This window comes from Bacillus sp. AFS037270, from assembly GCF_002585305.1.
Genome location: NZ_NUNF01000023.1, coordinates 1 through 21,468 on the forward strand (window position 1 = coordinate 1; position 21,468 = coordinate 21,468).

Annotated in this window: 15 protein-coding genes and 17 tRNA genes; 27 read left to right on the plus strand and 5 right to left on the minus strand. The window is 38.2% G+C overall.

Annotated elements, in window-relative coordinates; translation table 11 throughout:
• Window positions 1–30 precede the first annotated feature (30 nt).
• The 17 genes from COD92_RS11805 to COD92_RS11885 all read left to right on the plus strand — a co-directional run bounded on the left by COD92_RS11805 (window position 31) and on the right by COD92_RS11885 (window position 1,827).
• A tRNA-Asn gene (locus COD92_RS11805) sits at window positions 31–105 on the plus strand.
• 6 nt (window positions 106–111) lie between these two features.
• Window positions 112–203, plus strand: a tRNA-Ser gene (locus COD92_RS11810).
• A 10-nt stretch (window positions 204–213) separates the two neighbouring features.
• Window positions 214–288: transfer RNA gene (locus tag COD92_RS11815), tRNA-Glu, on the plus strand.
• Window positions 289–323: 35 nt separating this feature from the next.
• Window positions 324–399, plus strand: a tRNA-Val gene (locus COD92_RS11820).
• A gap of 14 nt (window positions 400–413) precedes the next feature.
• Window positions 414–487 (plus strand) — tRNA-Met (locus COD92_RS11825).
• Between the two features lie 3 nt (window positions 488–490).
• Window positions 491–567 (plus strand) — tRNA-Asp (locus COD92_RS11830).
• A 6-nt stretch (window positions 568–573) separates the two neighbouring features.
• Window positions 574–649: transfer RNA gene (locus COD92_RS11835), tRNA-Phe, on the plus strand.
• A gap of 13 nt (window positions 650–662) precedes the next feature.
• Window positions 663–735, plus strand: a tRNA-Thr gene (locus COD92_RS11840).
• 29 nt (window positions 736–764) lie between these two features.
• Window positions 765–849: transfer RNA gene (locus COD92_RS11845), tRNA-Tyr, on the plus strand.
• A 5-nt stretch (window positions 850–854) separates the two neighbouring features.
• A tRNA-Trp gene (locus COD92_RS11850) sits at window positions 855–928 on the plus strand.
• Between the two features lie 11 nt (window positions 929–939).
• Window positions 940–1,015, plus strand: a tRNA-His gene (locus COD92_RS11855).
• 25 nt (window positions 1,016–1,040) lie between these two features.
• A tRNA-Gln gene (locus tag COD92_RS11860) sits at window positions 1,041–1,115 on the plus strand.
• Between the two features lie 4 nt (window positions 1,116–1,119).
• Window positions 1,120–1,194, plus strand: a tRNA-Gly gene (locus COD92_RS11865).
• Between the two features lie 8 nt (window positions 1,195–1,202).
• Window positions 1,203–1,276: transfer RNA gene (locus COD92_RS11870), tRNA-Cys, on the plus strand.
• Window positions 1,277–1,309: 33 nt separating this feature from the next.
• A tRNA-Leu gene (locus COD92_RS11875) sits at window positions 1,310–1,395 on the plus strand.
• A gap of 21 nt (window positions 1,396–1,416) precedes the next feature.
• Window positions 1,417–1,497 (plus strand) — tRNA-Leu (locus COD92_RS11880).
• Window positions 1,498–1,753: 256 nt separating this feature from the next.
• Window positions 1,754–1,827: transfer RNA gene (locus COD92_RS11885), tRNA-Gly, on the plus strand.
• A gap of 162 nt (window positions 1,828–1,989) precedes the next feature.
• Here the strand turns inward: COD92_RS11885 and COD92_RS11890 are convergent.
• Window positions 1,990–2,661 carry a B3/B4 domain-containing protein gene (locus tag COD92_RS11890; RefSeq protein WP_098996340.1) on the minus strand — a complete coding sequence of 224 codons (672 nt, stop codon included), beginning with the start codon at window positions 2,659–2,661 and terminating at the stop codon, window positions 1,990–1,992.
• Between the two features lie 109 nt (window positions 2,662–2,770).
• On the opposite strand from COD92_RS11890, the gene queG reads away from it, so the two are divergent.
• The 7 genes from queG to COD92_RS11925 all read left to right on the plus strand — a co-directional run bounded on the left by queG (window position 2,771) and on the right by COD92_RS11925 (window position 11,191).
• Window positions 2,771–3,904, plus strand: coding sequence for a tRNA epoxyqueuosine(34) reductase QueG (gene queG, locus COD92_RS11895; RefSeq protein WP_098529653.1), 1,134 nt, complete (start codon window positions 2,771–2,773; stop codon window positions 3,902–3,904).
• A gap of 84 nt (window positions 3,905–3,988) precedes the next feature.
• Window positions 3,989–4,870, plus strand: a complete 882-nt coding sequence (locus tag COD92_RS11900; RefSeq protein WP_098529655.1) for an amidase domain-containing protein — start codon at window positions 3,989–3,991, stop codon at window positions 4,868–4,870.
• A gap of 63 nt (window positions 4,871–4,933) precedes the next feature.
• Window positions 4,934–5,407, plus strand: coding sequence for a tRNA (uridine(34)/cytosine(34)/5-carboxymethylaminomethyluridine(34)-2'-O)-methyltransferase TrmL (gene trmL / locus COD92_RS11905; protein ID WP_098996341.1), 474 nt, complete (start codon window positions 4,934–4,936; stop codon window positions 5,405–5,407).
• 59 nt (window positions 5,408–5,466) lie between these two features.
• Entirely contained in the window at window positions 5,467–6,216 is a 750-nt protein-coding gene (nfsA, locus tag COD92_RS11910; protein WP_098529659.1) for an oxygen-insensitive NADPH nitroreductase, read from the plus strand.
• A gap of 395 nt (window positions 6,217–6,611) precedes the next feature.
• The gene (locus COD92_RS11915; protein ID WP_098529661.1) at window positions 6,612–8,507 is read left to right on the plus strand and encodes a PrkA family serine protein kinase; all 1,896 of its coding nucleotides are present in this window, start codon (window positions 6,612–6,614) and stop codon (window positions 8,505–8,507) included.
• A 292-nt stretch (window positions 8,508–8,799) separates the two neighbouring features.
• Window positions 8,800–9,969 carry a sporulation protein YhbH gene (yhbH, locus tag COD92_RS11920; protein ID WP_098529663.1) on the plus strand — a complete coding sequence of 390 codons (1,170 nt, stop codon included), beginning with the start codon at window positions 8,800–8,802 and terminating at the stop codon, window positions 9,967–9,969.
• 235 nt (window positions 9,970–10,204) lie between these two features.
• The gene (locus COD92_RS11925) at window positions 10,205–11,191 is read left to right on the plus strand and encodes a CAP domain-containing protein (protein ID WP_306418543.1); all 987 of its coding nucleotides are present in this window, start codon (window positions 10,205–10,207) and stop codon (window positions 11,189–11,191) included.
• 25 nt (window positions 11,192–11,216) lie between these two features.
• Here COD92_RS11925 and COD92_RS11930 read toward each other — a convergent pair whose 3' ends face one another.
• The 3 genes from COD92_RS11930 to COD92_RS11940 form a co-directional block, all read right to left on the minus strand.
• Window positions 11,217–12,488 (minus strand): sensor histidine kinase, encoded by a 1,272-nt coding sequence (locus tag COD92_RS11930; protein ID WP_098996342.1) that lies wholly within the window; start codon window positions 12,486–12,488, stop codon window positions 11,217–11,219.
• 132 nt (window positions 12,489–12,620) lie between these two features.
• Complete coding sequence (locus COD92_RS11935) at window positions 12,621–14,150, minus strand: diguanylate cyclase domain-containing protein (protein ID WP_098529665.1); 1,530 nt, start codon at window positions 14,148–14,150, stop codon at window positions 12,621–12,623.
• Window positions 14,151–14,389: 239 nt separating this feature from the next.
• Window positions 14,390–15,049: an FMN-dependent NADH-azoreductase gene (locus COD92_RS11940; RefSeq protein WP_098996343.1), complete on the minus strand. Its 660-nt coding sequence runs from the start codon at window positions 15,047–15,049 to the stop codon at window positions 14,390–14,392.
• 350 nt (window positions 15,050–15,399) lie between these two features.
• Between COD92_RS11940 and COD92_RS11945 the strand changes: the two genes are divergently transcribed.
• Entirely contained in the window at window positions 15,400–16,803 is a 1,404-nt protein-coding gene (locus tag COD92_RS11945; RefSeq protein ID WP_098996373.1) for an MFS transporter, read from the plus strand.
• Window positions 16,804–17,097: 294 nt separating this feature from the next.
• Window positions 17,098–18,483 (plus strand): glycoside-pentoside-hexuronide (GPH):cation symporter, encoded by a 1,386-nt coding sequence (locus COD92_RS11950; protein ID WP_098529669.1) that lies wholly within the window; start codon window positions 17,098–17,100, stop codon window positions 18,481–18,483.
• A gap of 62 nt (window positions 18,484–18,545) precedes the next feature.
• Here COD92_RS11950 and COD92_RS11955 read toward each other — a convergent pair whose 3' ends face one another.
• Window positions 18,546–19,739, minus strand: a complete 1,194-nt coding sequence (locus tag COD92_RS11955) for an ROK family transcriptional regulator (RefSeq protein WP_098529671.1) — start codon at window positions 19,737–19,739, stop codon at window positions 18,546–18,548.
• A 280-nt stretch (window positions 19,740–20,019) separates the two neighbouring features.
• On the opposite strand from COD92_RS11955, the gene uxaC reads away from it, so the two are divergent.
• A complete protein-coding gene (gene uxaC, locus COD92_RS11960; protein WP_098996344.1) occupies window positions 20,020–21,423 on the plus strand; it encodes a glucuronate isomerase in 1,404 nt (467 codons plus the stop codon).
• Window positions 21,424–21,468: the final 45 nt, after the last annotated feature.

The following is a 21,468-nucleotide window of genomic DNA, read 5'->3' on the forward strand; positions in this document are numbered from 1 at the left end:
GAGTAGGACGTTGCCAGGCTGTAATATTATTCCGCAGTAGCTCAGTGGTAGAGCTATCGGCTGTTAACCGATCGGTCGTAGGTTCGAGTCCTACCTGCGGAGCCATTTTATGGAGAGCTGTCCGAGTGGCCGAAGGAGCACGATTGGAAATCGTGTAGGCGGGTAACCCTGTCTCAAGGGTTCAAATCCCTTGCTCTCCGCCATAATATATTGGGCCCCTTGGTCAAGCGGTTAAGACACCGCCCTTTCACGGCGGTAACACGGGTTCGAATCCCGTAGGGGTCACCAAATTTTTCCGTAATAGAAAAAAACTTTCATTAAATGGAGGATTAGCTCAGCTGGGAGAGCATCTGCCTTACAAGCAGAGGGTCGGCGGTTCGATCCCGTCATCCTCCACCATAAGTTTCTATTGTCGCGGGGTGGAGCAGTCCGGTAGCTCGTCGGGCTCATAACCCGAAGGTCGCAGGTTCAAATCCTGTCCCCGCAATTCGGTCTGGTAGTTCAGTTGGTTAGAATGCCTGCCTGTCACGCAGGAGGTCGCGGGTTCGAGTCCCGTCCAGACCGCCATATGATGGCTCAGTAGCTCAGTCGGTAGAGCAAAGGACTGAAAATCCTTGTGTCGGCGGTTCGATTCCGTCCTGAGCCACCATTTATAAGGTTTTGCCGGTGTAGCTCAACTGGTAGAGCAACTGAATCGTAATCAGTAGGTTGGGGGTTCAAGTCCTCTCGCCGGCACCTGAAGCTGGCAAGTTAGTTTTTATAGTGGAGGGGTAGCGAAGTGGCTAAACGCGGCGGACTGTAAATCCGCTCCCTCCGGGTTCGGCGGTTCGAATCCGTCCCCCTCCACCATTTATAGGGGTATAGTTTAAAGGTAGAACGAAGGTCTCCAAAACCTTTGGTGTGGGTTCGATTCCTACTACCCCTGCCAATTATATTGTGGCGATTGTGGCGAAGTGGTTAACGCATCGGATTGTGGTTCCGACATTCGTGGGTTCGATTCCCATCAGTCGCCCCATAATATAACCAATTCTTATAAGCATTGGGCTATAGCCAAGCGGTAAGGCATCGCACTTTGACTGCGACATGCGTTGGTTCAAATCCAGCTAGCCCAGCCATTTTGCGGAAGTAGTTCAGTGGTAGAACACCACCTTGCCAAGGTGGGGGTCGCGGGTTCGAATCCCGTCTTCCGCTCCATAATATCCGGCGGCATAGCCAAGTGGTAAGGCAGAGGTCTGCAAAACCTTTACCACCGGTTCGAATCCGGTTGCCGCCTCCAAAATTTTTAAATAAGCAATAGCCATTATATTTTGCCGGGGTGGCGGAACTGGCAGACGCACAGGACTTAAAATCCTGCGGTAGGTGACTACCGTACCGGTTCGATTCCGGTCCTCGGCATTGCTTTAAACAACATAATACGCCGGTGTGGCGGAATTGGCAGACGCGCACGACTCAAAATCGTGTTCCTCTGGAGTGTCGGTTCGACCCCGACCACCGGTATCAGTTGGTTTGAAAAAACGTTTCCTAGTGGGAAACGTTTTTTTGTTTTAACTCAAATTAGGTTTGAATGTATTTTTTATTAAATTAAGAATAATAATTAGATAAATAGATTAGCAGAAAAAAATTATTTCTAAAAAAGACCCTTCAAAATATTAAGTTTGAGGGAAATCGACAAAATTTGCGAAAATCACTTGACTCCTTAAATCAATTTGTGTAATATTTATTAAGTCAGTTCGTTCAATATTTTGTCATATATGCGGGTGTAGTTTACTGGTAAAACCTCAGCCTTCCAAGCTGATGTAGTGGGTTCGATTCCCATCACCCGCTCCATACATATTAACTAACGCAGTGTATCGTTACATTAAGAGAACGATGCATTGCGTTTTTTTATATTTACAGCAAACATAAACTGCGGATGAACGTCGTTAACTGGCGTAAGAGCCTAAGAATGAATTACTGGCGGTAGCCAACCTAAACAAAAAGATGCCGATATTACTGGCATCCAACAATTTGATATGAAGCTTCTCCTCCATGTACCTGTGTAAACATGTTCATTAAGGATTCAGTTAACTTGGCAGCATCCTCATCACTGGATGACGGACGCAGATAAATTATTTGCAAGGCATTCCTTGTATTTACCGTAACAGGGGCCTTATCAGAATCAACAAACGGACTTCCAAATGGTCCAGTTGCATCGGAAGACAGAATTAAATGCTCCAAGGAGTTGCTCCTGCCGTTCAAGCCGTTGTATGCCTCGCCCTCCTTCCCAATCCGAATCACCACAGGAGCTTTTAACAGATCATAGTCGTAAACACCGATGGGAACTTGATATTGTAAGGAGAAAAAATTATTAATATCAATCGCACTATGGATAGAAGAAAGATAATTTTGCTTTTGTATCCTTCTAAATAATGCCTCAGCTGAATGACGATATCGGTTAGGATCCTTCCCTGCTTTTTTAAAAATATTTCTCCATTCCTTTATGCCGGGAAGGTCTGTTAGCTGCTTGTTTTCCAAATCAAAAAAGATTGATTCTTGGAAAAGCTGGAGCCGGCCTTTCACCATTTGTGGAGAATCGCCTACCGTTATATTTCTATATTCAATTACCCCAATTTTAAAATCGGGTATTAGTTCGCAGATTTCCGTAGAAATACGAATTTCCAACCATTCCACCTCCAAAATTTAATGAAAATAGTTTATCATAAATAGATGTGAAACTAATAATTCAACAACCTAAATAGATAAAAGTCAAAGACGGAAGGAGGAGATAACAGTGGATATTCATGAATTAAAAAAAGAACTTATTGCCTATAGTAAAGAAATCGGTATTGATAAAATTGGGTTCACGACAGCGTCTCCATTTTCCCAATTAAAGAACCGTTTGTTGAGACAACAGGAACTAGGCTATCAATCGGGTTTCGAAGAGCCTGATATAGATAAGCGAGTAACCCCTGCAATGCTGCTGGAAGGTGCTCAGTCGATTATTTCCATTGCTCTTGCTTACCCCGCGAAAATGACAATGCGGGTTGAAAGCAAAAAGGGAGAAAGAAGAGGAATCTTTAGTAGAGCTTCATGGGGGCTTGACTATCATCATATTCTTCGAGATCGGCTCACTAAACTTGAAGAATTTATCATAACTAAAATACCTAATGCCAAGTTAAAATCAATGGTCGATACAGGAGAACTCTCTGACCGTGCTGTAGCAGAACGAGCAGGGATCGGCTGGAGCGGTAAGAATTGTTCCATTATAACCCCGGAATTTGGCTCTTACGTTTATCTAGGAGAAATGATTACCAATATACCTTTCGAACCGGATACACCGATTGAAGACAATTGTGGCTCTTGTACTAAGTGTTTGGATGCTTGTCCAACTGGTGCTTTAATACAGGGAGGTCAGATTAATGCCAATCGCTGCATTTCCTTTTTAACACAAACAAAAGAGCTTATTCCCGATGAATTCCGAGAAAAAATAGGGAACCGTGTTTATGGATGTGACTCATGTCAAACAGCATGTCCGATAAATAAGGGGATAAACTTTCATTTTCATGAAGAAATGGAACCCGATCCTGTAGTGGCAAAACCCTTATTAAAACCAATCCTTAAATTAAGCAATCGTGAATTTAAAAAAAGGTTCGGCTCTATATCAGGAGCTTGGAGAGGAAAGAAGCCAATCCAGAGGAATGCTATTATCGCACTAGCTCATTTTAAAGATGAAAGTGCCGTTCCCGATTTAATTGACGTCTTAGAAACCGAAGCTAGTCCGGTCACTAGAGGGACGGCGGCTTGGGCGCTTGGGAAAATCGGCGGTGAAACAGCTTATGCGGCCTTAAGAAAAGCAAAAGAACTAGAAACAGATATCGAGGTCCAATCAGAAATAGAAAAAGGCTTAAATTTTTATAACAATTAAAGGGCAAACCAATTGGTTTTGCTCTTTTTTAATAGTTAAATCCAACCTTCTTTCATATGTATGAAGGGAAAGGGGTGGATTGTCTTGCGGCATTTACTTCAAGACTTATTTGAAAAACGGGTAAATCAATTTGTTTCTAATAAGCGAAGTCATAAAATATTTTTTCCAAAGGCTGAAATAAAACAGGATTCGGCAGCTAAACGATCAGCAGAGATTGTAAAAGTGAAAGCGGCAGGGAAAATCATCGAAGAGTCTAAGGAGGATGAGTTCCAAACAGTCAAATATCAAGCCCACTACCAATATTTAATTAAACAAAATGGAATTCTTTATATGGAAGAGGAAATGGAAGAAAGGTTAGCCAAGTTTTACAAAAATAGCTTAGTAATGGATGAGGAAATTAAGCCGAACCTAGAGCAAGATGATATTCCAACAACAGATACTAGAATCTTGGCTTATGAGAGCCAAGACGAACGGCTAAGCTATGAATATAACCGATTAAAAGCAGTTCAATATGCAGAACGCTGGTGGAATAGCTATAATCCTGCTTATAAAAAGTTTCAGAATGATTGTACCAACTTCATCTCTCAATGCCTTCAGGCTGGGGGAGCTCCGATGCGAGGCTATCCAAAGCGGGATGCAGGCTGGTGGCTGCAACATAGTAACTGGAGCTATAGCTGGGCCGTAGCTCATTCTTTAAGGCTATATTTATCAAATTCAAGAAGCGGCCTTCGGGCAAAAGAAGTCAGCAGCCCGGACCAGTTAATATTGGGAGATGTCATTTGTTATGATTTTGAAGGGGATGGAAGGTTCAACCATAACACTATTGTTACTGGTAAGGATGCTAAAGGGATGCCTTTAGTGAATGCCCATACCTATAATAGCCGGATGCGATACTGGGCCTATGAGGATTCATCGGCCTATACTCCAAATATCAAATACAAGTTTTATTCCATCATCGATGAATGATTCTTGAAAGCACGGGACAGAGTGGTATAATTGCTTTTAGAGTTTTAATATGAGGTGAATCTTTTGGCTATACACGTAGTTTTATATCAACCACAAATCCCTTCTAATACTGGTAATATTGCTCGGACTTGTGCAGGAACGAATACTCAATTACATTTGATTCGCCCTTTAGGATTTTCTACAGACGATAAGATGTTAAAAAGGGCAGGTTTAGACTATTGGGAACATGTAAATATCACTTATTACGATTCCCTAGATGAATTTTATGAAAAAAATGCTGGTGGTGCCTTTTTTTATATAACGAAATTTGGACAAAAACAATTTACCAGTTTTGATTATAGTGATACGGCTAAGGATTATTATTTCATTTTTGGGCGTGAAACCACAGGCCTTCCAAAGGACATTTTTCAAAATAATCTTGATACCGCACTAAGAATTCCAATGATTGAAAATATCCGTTCTTTAAATCTTTCAAATACAGCCGCAATTCTTATTTACGAAGCATTACGTCAACAGGATTATCCAAATCTAAATTAAATTAGTACGGGAGGCCAACAGATAAGGCCTCCATCTGCTAAAAAGAAAGGATTTTTGCTATGAATGATGTAATCTCAACCATTCTCAACCATCGCTCGATTCGCCATTTTGAGGATAAGCCTTTAACGGACGAGCAAATTCACACGATCGTATCCTGTGCCCAGGCAGCAGCAACATCGAGTTTTATTCAGGCATACTCCATTATTGGTGTGAATGATAAAGAAAAGAAGAAAAAATTGGCTGAATTAACAGGAAACCAAGAATATGTAGAGAAAAATGGCTGCTTCTTTGTTTTTTGTGCAGATCTTTACCGACATACGATAATTGGGGAAAAGGAGCATAAAAACGTGGCCCCATCGCTTGAGAGCACAGAAAAATTTATGGTAGCACTGATTGATACTTCCTTGGCGGCACAAAATGCTGCGATTGCTGCAGAATCTTTAGGGTTAGGAATCTGTTACATTGGTGGAATTCGCAATAACTTGGAAGAAGTGAAAAAACTTTTACACCTACCGGACCGCGTGATTCCATTGTTTGGGCTTGCAGTGGGCTATCCGTCTCATATTACAGATAAAAAGCCAAGACTTCCGCTTAAACATGTTTTTCATGTGGATCAATATGAACAGGATATGGAGAGATATAATGGTCAACTAGATGAATATGACCAGTTGATTTCAGATTATTATGAGACAAGAACAAACGGGCAAAGAAAGGATCGCTGGACCCAACAAATCGCCAATATGCTTTCGAAACAAAATAGAATGTATATGAAAGAGTTTATTCAAAAAAACAAGCTCGATTTACACTAAAAAATGACTGCCAGCAAGTGGCAGTCATTTTTTACGTTCTTCTTATTTATTAGTACCAGGTTTGTCGTTATACCCCGCTGTGAAGATAGCTGCCAAAAACGTAACCATTACTAAAATAACGATGAAAGTATTCATGTTATGTACTGCCCCCTTTGTCCCGTTTTTAAATAAGATTGTTTAGCTAAAGGACTACTTGATAAGTGGAACCCGCTAAACGGACGCTTTTCTGACACATACAATTTTATTATAGCCTAAGATTTTAAAATGAAAAGAGCAATATTCCTTTTAATGAAATAAAAAAGATAGACAATATCTCGAAATGGTTACGCATGTTCAAGTCTTTTAGTGCATAGAGTATATTAATCGTCTCTGATAACCTACAGGGGGAGGGCCATATGGACATTTTAAAAAAAATCGAGAGGTACCGTGAAGAAGAGGAAAAACTTCGCTGGGAAGGAACATTCGCTGACTATTTATTGTTGTTGAAGGAAAAGCCGTGGGTAGCACAATCTGCACATTCTCGAGTTTATAATATGATCAGAGATGCAGGAATTGAAGAAGTTAAAGGGACGAAGCAGTACAATTTCTTTAGTAATCAATTATTTGGCTTAGAAGAGTCGCTAGAAAGGCTTGTTGAAGAATACTTCCATCCTGCTGCCAAAAGGCTGGACGTAAGAAAGCGGATTTTACTATTAATGGGTCCGGTGAGTGGAGGTAAATCTACCCTTGTTACCATGTTAAAAAGAGGGTTAGAAAACTACTCACATACGGATAGAGGTTCCGTTTTTGCCATCAAAGGATGCCCGATGCATGAAGATCCCTTGCACTTAATTCCGCATCATTTGCGGGCAGATTTCTTTGAGGAATATGGGATTCGGATTGAAGGAAACTTATCTCCATTGAACATGATGCGCTTAGAGCAGGAATATGGAGGTAGAATTGAAGATGTTTTAGTGGAAAGAATATTCTTCTCAGAAGATAAGCGGACTGGTATTGGAACCTTTAGTCCATCTGATCCAAAATCTCAGGATATTGCTGATTTAACAGGAAGTATTGATTTCTCGACCATTGCAGAATATGGCTCAGAATCAGACCCAAGGGCCTATCGCTTTGATGGTGAACTAAATAAGGCGAACCGAGGTATGATGGAATTTCAAGAGATGTTAAAGTGTGACGAGAAATTCCTCTGGCATTTATTATCACTAACTCAAGAGGGGAATTTTAAAGCAGGCAGATTTGCCTTAATTAGTGCTGATGAGCTAATTGTTGCTCACACGAACGAAACAGAATACCGTTCCTTTATTTCTAATAAGAAAAATGAAGCACTTCATTCTAGGATTATTGTGATGCCGATTCCTTACAATTTAAAGGCGTCGCAGGAAGAAAGAATTTATGAAAAAATGATTAATGAGAGTGATGTTTCGGATGTGCACATTGCACCGCATACGTTAAAGGTTGCTGCGATGTTTACAATCTTAACCCGCTTAAAGGAACCGAAAAAGGGCGATATTGACCTGCTTAAAAAAATGCGTCTCTACGATGGTGAGAATGTAGAAGGATTTAATTTGGCAGATGTGGAAGAACTGAAACGCGAATATCCAGATGAAGGGATGAGTGGTATAGATCCTCGTTATGTTATTAATCGCATTTCATCGACCATCATTCGTAAAGAAGTACCGTCCATAAATGCCTTAGATGTATTAAGATCGTTAAAAGACGGACTTGACCAGCATCCATCGATTACGGCTGAGCTGCGAGATCGGTATATGAATTACATCTCATTAGCGCGGAAGGAATATGACAATATTGCCAAAAACGAAGTGCAAAAGGCGTTTGTATACTCCTATGAAGAATCAGCTAAAACATTAATGGATAATTACCTTGATAACGTTGAGGCTTACTGCAATAAAGCAAAGCTGCGTGATCAGTTAACAGGGGAAGAAATAAATCCGGATGAAAAGCTAATGCGTTCGATTGAGGAGCAAATCGGTATCTCTGAAAATGCTAAAAAAGCCTTCAGGGAAGAAATTTTAATCAGGATTTCTGCTTTTGCCAGAAAAGGCAAGCGGTTTGATTACAATTCCCATGATAGGCTCAGGGAAGCGATTCAAAAGAAATTATTTGCTGATCTTAAGGACGTTGTTAAGATTACCACCTCATCTAAGACACCAGATGAGCAGCAATTGAAGAAAATTAATGATGTTGTCGCTCGCTTAATTGATGAACATGGCTATAATTCGACATCAGCAAATGAATTACTTCGCTATGTAGGAAGCTTACTAAACAGATAATTTGGGTTTAAAATAGTACGGACTGGCAGATAAAACACTGTCAGTCTCTTTTTTTCCAATAAATAAATTTCTATTAATCCAATCTTTTAGACAAAAATTTCTCTTTGTGTTTATCTTGTCCAAGTAATAGGCAAACAACCAATTGTCAAAATTATTTGTAAATTATTCGCTACTTCTGCATAGGATAAAGTAATCCATCATTTAATTGATTTTTTTCATTCGCGTTATTTTATGTATTTGTTAAAAAATTGTGCAGTATGGAGTAAATTTTTAATTTAATAAGGAGGGGTTTATAGTGACTGTCGATAACCATCAATTTGTGATTTCTAGAGAAGATTGGTCCCTCCACCGTAAAGGCCACGATGACCAACAGCGCCATCAAGAAAAAGTCCAGGAGGCAATCCGCAACAATCTTCCAGAATTAATTACAGAAGAGAGTATTATTATGTCTAATGGTCGCGATATGGTAAAAATTCCAATTCGTTCATTGGACGAATATAAAATTCGCTATAATTATGACAAAAACAAACACGTGGGCCAAGGTGACGGTGAGAGTCAAGTCGGTGACGTAGTAGCAAGAGACGGTTCGAGCGGGCAAAAGGGGCCAGGAAAGGGTCAAGGTGCAGGTGATCAAGCAGGAGAAGACTATTTTGAAGCAGAAGTATCTTTAATGGAACTAGAGGAAGCACTATTTAAGCAATTAGAGCTGCCAAACTTAAAGAAAAAAGAGGAACAAGAACATCTAGTAGAAAATATTGAGTTCAATGATATCCGGAAAACCGGATTAATGGGAAACATCGATAAAAAACGTACGATGATGTCTGCTTTTAAGCGAAATGCGATGAGTGGCAAGCCTGCCTTCCACCCAATTTACAAGGATGATTTAAAGTTTAAAACTTGGAATGAAGTAGTGAAACCTGATTCAAAAGCGGTTGTGATTGCGATGATGGATACAAGCGGTAGTATGGGAATATGGGAAAAATATATGGCCCGAAGCTTTTTCTTCTGGATGACACGCTTTTTACGAACAAAATACGAAACAGTAGAAATTGAATTTATTGCTCATCATACTGAGGCAAAAGTAGTTACAGAAGAAGACTTTTTCTCTAAAGGGGAAAGCGGTGGAACCATTTGTTCATCCGCCTATAGAAAAGCCTTAGAAATCATTGACGCTAAATATAATCCACGGAAGTTCAACATTTATCCATTCCACTTTTCTGACGGTGATAACTTAACATCCGACAATGCCAGATGCGTGAAGCTCGTAGAGGAATTAATGAAAGTATCCAACATGTTCGGCTACGGAGAAGTAAATCAATATAATCGCCATTCCACATTAATGTCAGCCTATAAAAACATCAAGGATGAACAGTTCCGATATTATATACTCAAGCAAAAAGCAGATGTTTTCCATGCGATGAAAAGCTTTTTCCAAAAAGAAGAATCAAAATTATACGCTTGAAAAAATTGACAGGAGAATACTCCTGTCAATTTTTTTGTCTTGTGCGATAGATAAAATATGGTAAAAATGGCTTTAAGAATTGTCTAGCTACAGCGCCAAGGAAAGTATGAACTATTTTTTTCCCTGATCAAGGCGCCTAAGCTTTTCGGTTTTTCAGACATTACCAATAATACTTTCCCTAAAAAGATCAACAATAAAAAGGCAAGAACATTTTTGAAATGAGGGGGTATTACCATTGATAAAAAAACCAGTTGGATTACTATTAACAGCAGTCCTTACGATGGGACTCGCTGCTTGTAATAATGATAACCGTAATGATATAAATGACCGTACAGACAATCGTGTCGGATTTGATACAAATGACAGAAATAATCGTGTTGTAAATGTTCGTAATAATCGAGATAATGGCATCGATCATAACGGACCACTTACAGAGGATTATTCAAACCGTAACAATAATGAACCTGATTTAGATACAAATCTCTTTAATGATAAGCGAAAAGTCAAAAGGAATAACGATGATACGATTTCTGCCTATTATACAAACTTAAATAGCAGTCAATATCCACACACTCAAGCCGTTTTAATTAGAGATGCGAAATATCAGTATATTACGGTGGATCCTAGACAAAAAAACTGGTTCCAATTTGGCTTTATTCAACCAGGACAAACGAATACACAGCAGCAAAGACCTGCAGCACAGGCACCAGCTCAACAGCAAACAACACGGCAGGCACCGAACCAAGCACCTGCCCAACAGGCAACACCTGTACCTAGACAGCAGCAGACCCAAGCACCAAGTGGTGCTGCACAAAATCAAAATAATACGGTTACGTCAGGAACTGTGAGTCAATATGTCCAACAGGTCATAGATCTTACCAATCAACAAAGAACTAAAAATGGTTTGCCAGCCTTAAAAGCCGATACACAGCTTAGTGGTGTGGCTCAAAAGAAGGCAGTGGATATGCAGCAAAATCATTATTTTTCACATACCAGTCCGACCTACGGATCTCCATTTGACATGATGAGAGACTTTGGCGTCACTTATAAGTCTGCAGGTGAAAATATTGCTCAAGGACAACGAACACCACAAGAGGTAGTAACCGCTTGGATGAATAGTGAAGGCCACCGTAAAAATATTTTAAGTTCTAACTTTACACATATTGGGGTAGGATTCGAACAAACGGGGAAAAACTGGTCCCAGATGTTTATTGGTAAGTAAGAAACAAAAAACAAACCGACAGATTCTAAACTCTGCCGGTTTGTTTATTTCCTTTAATCGGAATGGTTGGGAATTGAAAGTGAAAAGTGGTTCCTTTTCCAACATCACTTTCCACCCATATGGATCCATCCATGGCTCTGACAATGCTATAAACCACCATCATGCCCAAGCCAGTGCCATTTTTTCCTTTGGTAGAATAAAATGGTTCCCCTAACCGTTCAAGCTGCTGGGGAGACATTCCAATCCCGGTATCCTTCACCTTAATGGTTACATCGTTTTGACTATATTCGGTAAAAACATGTAAATATCCGCCATGTGGCATTGATTCTATCGCATTTTTCAGAACGTTTACAAAGCATTGTCTAAACTTTTGTCCATCTCCTTTAATAAATCCTATTATTGAAAAGTCAGTGATAATTTCAACTGAATTTTGGTTTGCTAAAGGCTGAAGAATACTGATAATTTGCCGGAGTTCGCTTTTTACATTTAGTTCTTCAAGAGATTCGAGTGCGGGTTTTGCAAATGTCAAGTAATCCTGAATAACCCTCTCAGCCGAGAATAATTCTTCCTTAACGATTGCTAGATATTCCTTCCTTTTTTGTCTTGATAAATAATCGTCTTGCAACAGTTGAACAAATCCACTTGCCGCTGTTAGTGGATTTCTAATTTCATGGGAGATAGCAGCCCCCATTTGCTCGACCGCCTTTAATTTCTCCGCCTTAATAAGCTCTTGCTGCATCTCGTTAGTCTTTCTTATAAATTCGATTCCATAGGAAATGATGCCAATACCTAGAGACGGGATTACAAGATAAGCAAACCATGCATCAACAAGGTTGAGCGGTGCAACATCAAAACTCATACCCAGCACTGTCAGTATACCAAGGATCATTCCCATGCATATGGTACATAAAATTCGCCGGGCGGGAGCTTGTTTAAAAAACCAAGGGTGGAAGCGCCATAGGATAAATGCAAGTGGAATATAAAGAGCCAGGGTTTGCCAAAAGCCAATATTGATTCCATAAAATCCTCTTATAGCAACCATGGCTCCGATCAGTATAGGCCCGATACCGACATATAAACCGCCAAGAACTAAAGGAATCATTCGTAAATCAAATCTGGCGTATGAAACAGGTGCGTAGGAAAATTGAATGCATAACCATATCGTTAAAATAAACAATCCTATGTAAGAGGGCTTTGATAGGGAGAATTTTTTACTTTTTTCAAGATATAATAAACCAACAAATAGTAAAATAATCATAAGAGAAAGATTGAAGAAAAGGTGTTTCGTGATTTCCATTTTCTCACCATCCATAATGAGCTCATAGGAAAATTTTACATTTAATTTTGGCAAGTTACAACAAAATTCGCAAAATATTTTGAAAAGGTGACATATCCATAGTTAATATAAAAAAATAAACCTGGAAGCGATTCACGTTGGAATCCTACCAGGTTTTTCGTTTATAGAAATGGTATTTCTGCCTCTTGTTTTAGAAAGGTATAAAGCAGAATCAGCTTCTTTAATTAATGAATCGGGAAGGATTGATTTGGTAGGATACATGGTGGCAATTCCAATGCTTAAAGTAATGATATCCGCTATTTCTGAACTTTTATGAGGTACTTTAAGTGAACGAACCGTATCTTTTATCTGCTGTGCTGCTTGCAACCCATTCTCTCTGTTTGCAGAAGGCAGAATCAGTGCAAATTCTTCACCGCCATATCGACAAAATGCACCTCGTGAATGTTCTGGAAACAATTGATTAACTGCTTGAGCAATCGTCTGTAAACACCAGTCTCCTTTTAAATGACCATATGTATCATTGTATTTTTTAAAGTAATCAATATCAAACATAACTAACGTAATTGGTGCAAGATGGTCCAGTGCATTAGACCATTCGCTAAGAAGGGTTTCATCGAAAAAACGGCGATTAGCGATTCCTGTTAACCCATCCATATAGGATAATCGGTTTAGCAGTTCATTCGCTTCTTGGAGCTTTTGTTCAGTTAGTTTTCTTTTTGTAATATTTCTTGAAACGATGATGACTTTTTTCTCGCCTTCTTCTTGATAAGGAACACTTTTTAAAGTTGATTCTATCCAAACATAGTCACCAAACTTGGAACGGTAGCGATAAGTAGATTCGGCTGAACCTTTTTGCAGTGCTCTCTCGAACATGTTATTTGTTCGTTCAACATCGTCAGGATGAATAAAGGTCTCCAATTTTTTTCCTAAAAGCTCGGGATATTCAAATTGAATGACCTCTCTTACTGCTGGTGATATGTAAATATATTCTGCTTGATCATTGTGCATGGTAATCATGTCACTGGAATACTCCGCAAGTAAACGAAAGCGTTCTTCGGTTTCTTTTACCCTGATAAGGCTATGTTTTAATTGACTCTGAGTCTCATTGGAATCGACGACAAATACAAAAAAATGATATCCAAACAAGCCGCCTGCCAATGAGATAAGATTATGCATGGTTAAAACATTTCTAAGGATTTCTGAATTATCAATACGGATCATGAAGATAATTGATATGATCACTAAACCGCATAGATTCATTATAAAAGCTTTTGCGGTGCGATGAATGTTTAATGCTGAAATAAAACCGCAAACAATTCCTGTCAAAAATGCCCCACTAGCAGGAAGAATAGCAGAACTGTTGAAACCAAATAGTATAATTCTTCCGATAGCGATTAGTATGGCTGCAATAATTGCCGGAATATACCCACCGAACGCTCCTGCAATCACTATCGCCAAGTGGCGTAAATCTGCATAAATGTTCGGACTAACTTGTATAGAAAACGACATTAAAACATTTCCAAGAATTCCAAAACATATCCCCCAATAAAGCTTAGAGGATAAGGGTGAGGTTGGATATAATGGCTTGTCTTTAAATAACACACCCATTATAGAAAAAGAAGCAATTAGGAGTGCTGCATTTGAGACGAAATCTTTGAGCATGTAATTTCTCCTGAAATAGAATAGAAGTGAATGTTATGGTACCATATTTTTGTCGAATAATGACAAAGCATTCAAATTATACTATAATTTTGATATTTTTAACAAAGCAGTTAGGAAAACAAAGTGAAATAAGATAGCTTCCTTCAAAAAGGAAGCTATCTTATATAAGAAAGTATAAAAGTTTNNNNCTTATGCTTGTCGGGGCTGACCAAGGCGCTTGCGCTTTTCTTGACTCCGTACTACACTTGAACCAATTCTTTCGCAAATACTTTTGCTGCTATTTGTGCATTTCTTTTACCTTTTTCCAGTAGTTCAGGTACTCTTTGCGGATTTAAATCAAAACCTTCTGCCACAATAGTATCACTTACTTCCATTCCTAAGAAGCGGAGAGCAATTTTTAAGTATCGATCCCCCGACTCCAATTCCTGCATTGGTGTTCCGGTATACTGGCCGCCTCTTGTTTGAATATGAATCGCCTTCTTATTAGATAAGAGACCTTTAGGGCCATTAGCAGTATGAACAAAAGTTTTTCCAGAAATAAATAAATTATCTATATAAGCCTTTAAAATTGCAGGTGAATTCAAATTCCACATAGGGGAAACAAATACACAATAGTCATACGTAATAAACTCATCTGCAAGAGCATGCATCTTTAAAATTTTTTCTCTTTCCGATTCTAAAAGTTGATCAAGTGTATATCCATAACCGGCTAACTTTCCTCTAGCCGAAACCAAATCGGCATCCATTTGCGGAAATTCAAACGTAAACAAATCTATTCTGTTAATCTCCACATCTGGACGTTCTTCCTTAAATACTTCTAGAAACGCTTCCCCAATTTTTAGCCCTTTTGATTTCTCTAAACCTTTTGGGTTTGCAGTAACATATAGTAATTTTTTCATATTAAGTCCCAGCCTTCATAGTTAATAATACTTATTACTTCAATTATAGAAAAAATACAGTTCGTCAATATTGAACAATTGGTGAAGTTCATGAATATTAAGTGACATTGAGATGCTTGAGAAAGTGAAAAGACATTTTAAAGATTGGCAAAATTTATTATTCAAACGCTTACAAAAAATTGTTGACTCCCTATATAGCGGATGATAAGATAAGAGTACATTAATTAGTTAGTTTACTAAACTAATTAATGGAATCTCGAGATGCAATTTATATTATTTATTTCAGTATTTTTGAAAAGGTTTCCAAATTCACAAATCAAACACTTAAGAAGATTATGGAGGGGAAAAAAATGGGTCAATCGGCACAAAAAGTAGAGACAAATCCAACTGCTGAATTCAGAAAGTTTGGTATGAAAGATAAACTGGGTTATATGTTTGGTGACTGGGGAAATGATTTCTTCTTTATTCTAGTAGCATCATTCTTAATGGTTTTCTATACGGATGTTTATCATTTAAATCCAGCTGCAGTAGGCGGGCTATTCCTAATCGCACGTTTGTGGGATGCAGTAGCAGACGTTTCTTGGGGACGCTTTATTGATACAAGAAAAGCAGGAATAAATGGGAAATTTAAGCCATGGATTTTAAGAATGTCATTTCCACTCGTTATTGTTGGTGTGTTAATGTTTGTTCACATTCCTGGTATGTCTAATGGATTTTATCTGGCTTATGCATATGTAACGTATATTTTATGGGGAACATTGTATAGTACAGTTAATATTCCTTATGGATCAATGGCATCTGTTATCACAGGAGATCCGGTTGAACGTACAACTTTATCAAGCTGGAGAACAATGGGTGGAAACTTAGCAGGTTTAATCATTAACGTAGTTGGTCCTATGATATTGTTTGTTAACAATAAAGCAGATGCTAATCATTTCTTACTAGGTGCAATTATTTTTGGTGTACTTGCACTCGCTTGTTATATCGCTTGCTATAAATTATCAATTGAACGTATTGTGATGGATGAATCAACAAAACCAGAGATGAGATTTGGACAAACAATGAAAGGTCTTGTCAAAAACAGACCGTTAATCTGGTTCCTTATTGCTTCCTTAATGTTCATGATTTGTTTCATGTTAATCGGAACTGTAAACGTTTACTTATTTAAAGATTATTTTGGAAACGCTAAAGCATTAAGTATGGTTGGACTTCTACAATCAGTGGCAGTATTTGTTGGTATGCCAATGGTAAGACCATTAGTTGCAAAATTCGGTAAAAAAGAAGTGGCTTCAGGCGGTTTATTACTTGCGGCTATTGTATATGGTCTCTTATATTTCCTTCCAAATTTAACAGCAACACAATTTATCGGAGTCTTAACAATTGCCATGTTTGGTTATGGTATCTTCAACCTTGTCATTTGGGCCTTCGTTACAGACGTTATCGATTATCATGAGTATTTAACTGGTTTGCGTGAAGATGGAACCGTTTACTCTATCTACTCAATGGCTCGTAAAATTGGTCAGGCAGTTGCTGGAGGCTTAGGTGGTGCTGTGATTGCGGCAGTAGGATATAATTCAACTCTTCAAGCACAATCATCTGGTACTCTTCAAGGAATTCACACACTTGGAACTTTAGTACCTGCAATAACACTAGCTATTGTGTTCCTAATCATTGTGTTCTGTTATCCATTGAACAAGAAGCGTACAGCACAACTTACAATTGATTTAGCTGAAAAAAGAAAAGGCAAAAATTAATTCATAGATCATCCTGAAGATAGCTAAGATACTTTAGCTATCTTTTTTTTGCTTATCGTTAATAATGATCTTTTGATTAAATCAATAAACTACCAGAAAGAAAAAAATGTTGATAAACGCTTCCAAATTGGTATTGACGAATTATGTCGAGTGGTGTTATTCTAACAATGCAGCTAATTAATTAGTTTAATAAACAAATTAATTAAACCGTTTTCCTTAAAAAATCTGCCTTCTATTATTGGTAGTTTTGTAAAGGGTTACAGGTAAGAGTAAATTACTTCACAAGAGGGGAAGATGAACACGATGGATAATAGTGGCTCAAAGAAATTAACCTTAAAAGAGAAAGTTTCATACGGTTTAGGTGACGTCGGTAATGGATTTATGTTTGATATGGGGCAAATTTATTTGCTTAAGTTTTATACCGATGTTTTAGGAATTTCGGCTTATTGGGGAGGACTAGTATTTTTAGTTTCGAAAATTTTTGATGCGTTTGCAGATTCTACTGTCGGTGCCTTTGTGGATAAACGGAAGATAGGTAAAAGAGGCAAGTTCCGGCCGTTCATCTTATTTGGATCAATCCCGCTTGCCATTATGACAGTCATCTCTTTCATGGCACCTGACTTTTCAGGCACCGGAAAAATTGTATTTGCGTTTGTAACTTATATGGCATTTGGGTTGGCCTATTCGATTGTGAATATTCCTTACGGATCACTCGCGGCTTCTATGACCCAAGATTCTGTTGATCGTGCCTCTCTTGGATCTTTTAGAGCCATTGGCAGCCAATTTGCAATGCTCATTTCTGGGATGGTCGTAATCCCAATTGTTTTATATTTTCCAAACCAAAAATTAGGATATACCGTGGGAATTGGTACCATGGCATTAATAGGGGTTATCTTCCATTATATTTGCTACCGTAATACAAATGAAAATGTAATTAGGGAGCCTAAAGTAGAAAAAGAAAAAGTTCCGATGTCAAAACTTTTCAAATTATTGCTTAGTAACAGACCGCTTATTGCTCTTTGTTTTGTTTGCTTGTTTATGGTAGCTGCAAGTAACCTGCGTACAGCTGTTCAGTTATATTACTTGCAGTATAATTTAAAGAATACAGGTCTTATGACATTGCTTTCTTTTACTAGTATTGGAATCGCTGTCATTGGTTCGTTTTTTATTCCAGCACTTGTTAAAAGATTAGGAAAAAAGAATACATTCATCATGGGCCTTTTAATTGGAATTGTTGCAGATGCCTTGAACTTTCTTTTACCAGCAAGTGTACCGGCTTTCCTTACATTACTTTCAATTGGAAGTCTAGGTCTAAGCTTCGCGATGGGGTTACCATGGGTTATGGTGGCAGATGCAGTCGACTATCACGAATGGAAAACAGGACAACGGACAGAAGGGATTGTATACTCAAGTTACAGTTTTTTCCGTAAGTTAGCACAGGCACTAGCTGGTTTTATTCCTGGCGTTGCCCTTGGGTTAATCGGTTATATTCCAAATGCAGAGCAAACTGCCGGAACACTCCTTGGAATCAAAGGGTTAATGTTCCTCGTTCCAGCCGGACTAAACTTAATTGCAGCAGTTATTTTAATTCTTGTTTATAATTTAACAGAGGATCTTTATATAAAGATTATTGATGAACTAAAAAATAAACCAAAAACTAATGATAGTTTAAGCGCTTAATTGACATGAAAAACCCCCCTTCCAGCAATAGCGGAAGGGGGGGTTTTTCTCGAGGAATCCCCTTAAATGGTGGCGCTTCCATCTTTATCTGTTTTCAAATGAAAAGGTAAATTTAACATGGGAACATCAAGAAATTGCTTGATCGCAAGGGCGCAGGCTCCAAGAATGCTTGATTTCCTGCCAATTGATGAGATCCTCAATTCACGGTAATGGCTGATAGATGAGTTCAGATTTTCTCTTATTTTCTTGAGAGAATCTGGATACATACGTAGAAGTTTACTATCAAGCACAATTACATCTGGGTTATACATGTTAATCATATTATTCAAACCAATTGATAAATAGAAAATAAATTGCTCCATTACTTCGCGTACTTCTTCATCGCCTTCATTTAGCCATTCTTGGATTTGTTCATAAGTCAAATTCTCAATCTGTCTTTTTTCGGACAGATATTCAAAAATACTTGATTCTGATGCATATTTTTCCCAGCATCCTTTATTTCCGCAATTACACGGCTTACCTCCAGGAACGACAATCATATGACCAATTTCTCCTGCATACCCTTCGTGACCTCGAAAAAAATCATTATTCATCATCATGCCAAGACCGATTCCTGAATAAAGGGTAGTACATAATAAATTGTCTGTTTCATGATGTAGAAATACACGCTCTGCAAAAGAGCTGAGATTGGCATTGTTTTCAAGATGAATCGGGATATCGATTTCTTTTTCTAAATCACTTTTTAAGTTCATTTCATGCCATTTCAGCCGCGGAACATAGTGAATAATCTCTTCTTTTGATACTAAACCATGGATCGCGATAACAATACCAACAATCCCATAGCGGCTTTCATTAAAATCTGCTTTGAATTTTTTGATTTGTTCAACCAGCAGCAGAAGAATGTCTTTATAGTCAGTAGTATTTATTTTGACACTATTTGATGAGATAGGACAACCAAGAAGATCTGATATTGTAAATGAAATTTCTCCATAATCAAGATCAATTCCAAGTGCGTAGCCAGCATGTCCATTTAACGAAAGCATAATCGGTTTTCTTCCAACTGTATAATGCTCAAGATGGGTCTCTATAATAAGCCCTTCTTCTAATAGATCTGCTACCTGGGCTGAGATGGTGGCTCTCGTCAGGTTAGTGGCTTTGGATAGATCGGCTCTTGATATCATGCCTTCTTTAACAATTTCCCTAATAATGAGAGAGCGATTAATTTTCTTTATGTATGCCGCATCACCGGTAACCATTTATATCCTCCATTTCGGGCATTTCCTTTTATGTTTGTGTATATTCCTATTATATCAGTTCTTTTTAACAAATGACCGTTATAATTCAATTTATTACTAAATAGTTAATTGACTAAACATATTAAACGTGTTAAATTATCTATGTAATTAATTTGTTTAATAAACAAATTAAAGAAGTTGATGAACTTTAGTTTTTAAAAAAGGATATATTAACAATTCTGTAAGGGTTTACAGTGGGTAAGCTAATGATATGAATTTAAAGTAAAAGGAGAGAATTTCAATGAAAAATTTTATGGATCAGCACTTTTTGCTAGATACAAAGACGGCGATTAAGCTTTATGATAAAGCCGCAGCTGAGGCACCTATTTTTGATTTCCATTGTCACTTGGATCCTAAAGAAGTATGGGAAAACAAGACATATGAAAATATAACTCAGATCTGGCTGGGTGGAGACCATTATAAGTGGAGAACTATGCGGATGCATGGCATTGGCGAGCGCTACATTACAGGTGATGCCAGTGATTGGGAAAAGTTTGAAAAGTGGGCAGAAACGGTTCCGCATTTAATTGGCAACCCTGTGTATCATTGGACTCACTTAGAATTAAAAATATTCTTCGGAATTGATAAGGTATTAAGTCCAGAAACTGCTCGTGAAATTTGGGAAGAATGTAATGAAAAATTACAAAATCCTGAATTCAGTGCAAGAGGGCTAATTGAGAGATCAAACGTAAAGTTTATCGGAACAACTGATGATCCAATTTCTACTTTAGAATACCATCAATTATTGAAAAATGATGAAACTTTTAACACAATGATTGCTCCAACATTCCGTCCGGATGGTGCGCTTTTTATTGAACGTCCAACTTTCACAAGCTGGCTTGAAAAATTGGCGGATGTTTCAGGCATAAAAACAGATTCCTTAGGTGGGTTTTTATCAGCATTGGAACAACGAATTGAGTATTTTCATGAAAATGGGGGCCGTGCCTCTGACCATGATATTCAAAAAATGGAGTATGTAGAAACTACTAAGCAAGAGGTTGAAGCCATTTTCAATAAACGTGTAAGCGGTGAACAACTTTCAAATAAAGAATTGACTGCTTATCGTATTTTCCTCTTAAAAGAACTTGGGAAAATGTATGCAGAAAAGCAGTGGGTTATGCAGCTTCACATGGGAGCCATGCGGAACAATAACACAAGAATGAAAGAACTGCTTGGAACAGATGTAGGATTTGATTCAGTTGGAGAAGCTAATATGGCGGAGGGCTTATCTCGATTCCTTGATGCCCTTGATCAAGAAAAGGCACTTCCAAGAACTGTTTTATTTAACTTGAACCAAAAAGATAATGTCGTGTTAGCGGGAATGATGGGGAATTTCTATGAAGAAGGTGTTCCTGGAAAGGTCCAATTAGGTTCTGGCTGGTGGTTTGTTGACCATATCGATGGTATGGAAAGACAAATGAAAGATTTTGCAAATGTGGGTGTACTAAGCCATTTTATTGGTATGCTGACAGATTCTCGCAGTTTCCTTTCATATGCACGTCATGACTATTTCCGTAGAATTTTATGTAACATCCTTGGAGATTGGGTGGAAAAAGGGCTAGCACCAAACGATATGAATCACATGGAGAAAATGGTTCGGAATATTTGCTATGATAATGCCGAACAGTTCTTTTTGAAACGCTAAACGTGTAGGAGTGATGGAGGTCCTGCATAGGGGACCTCTTATTAA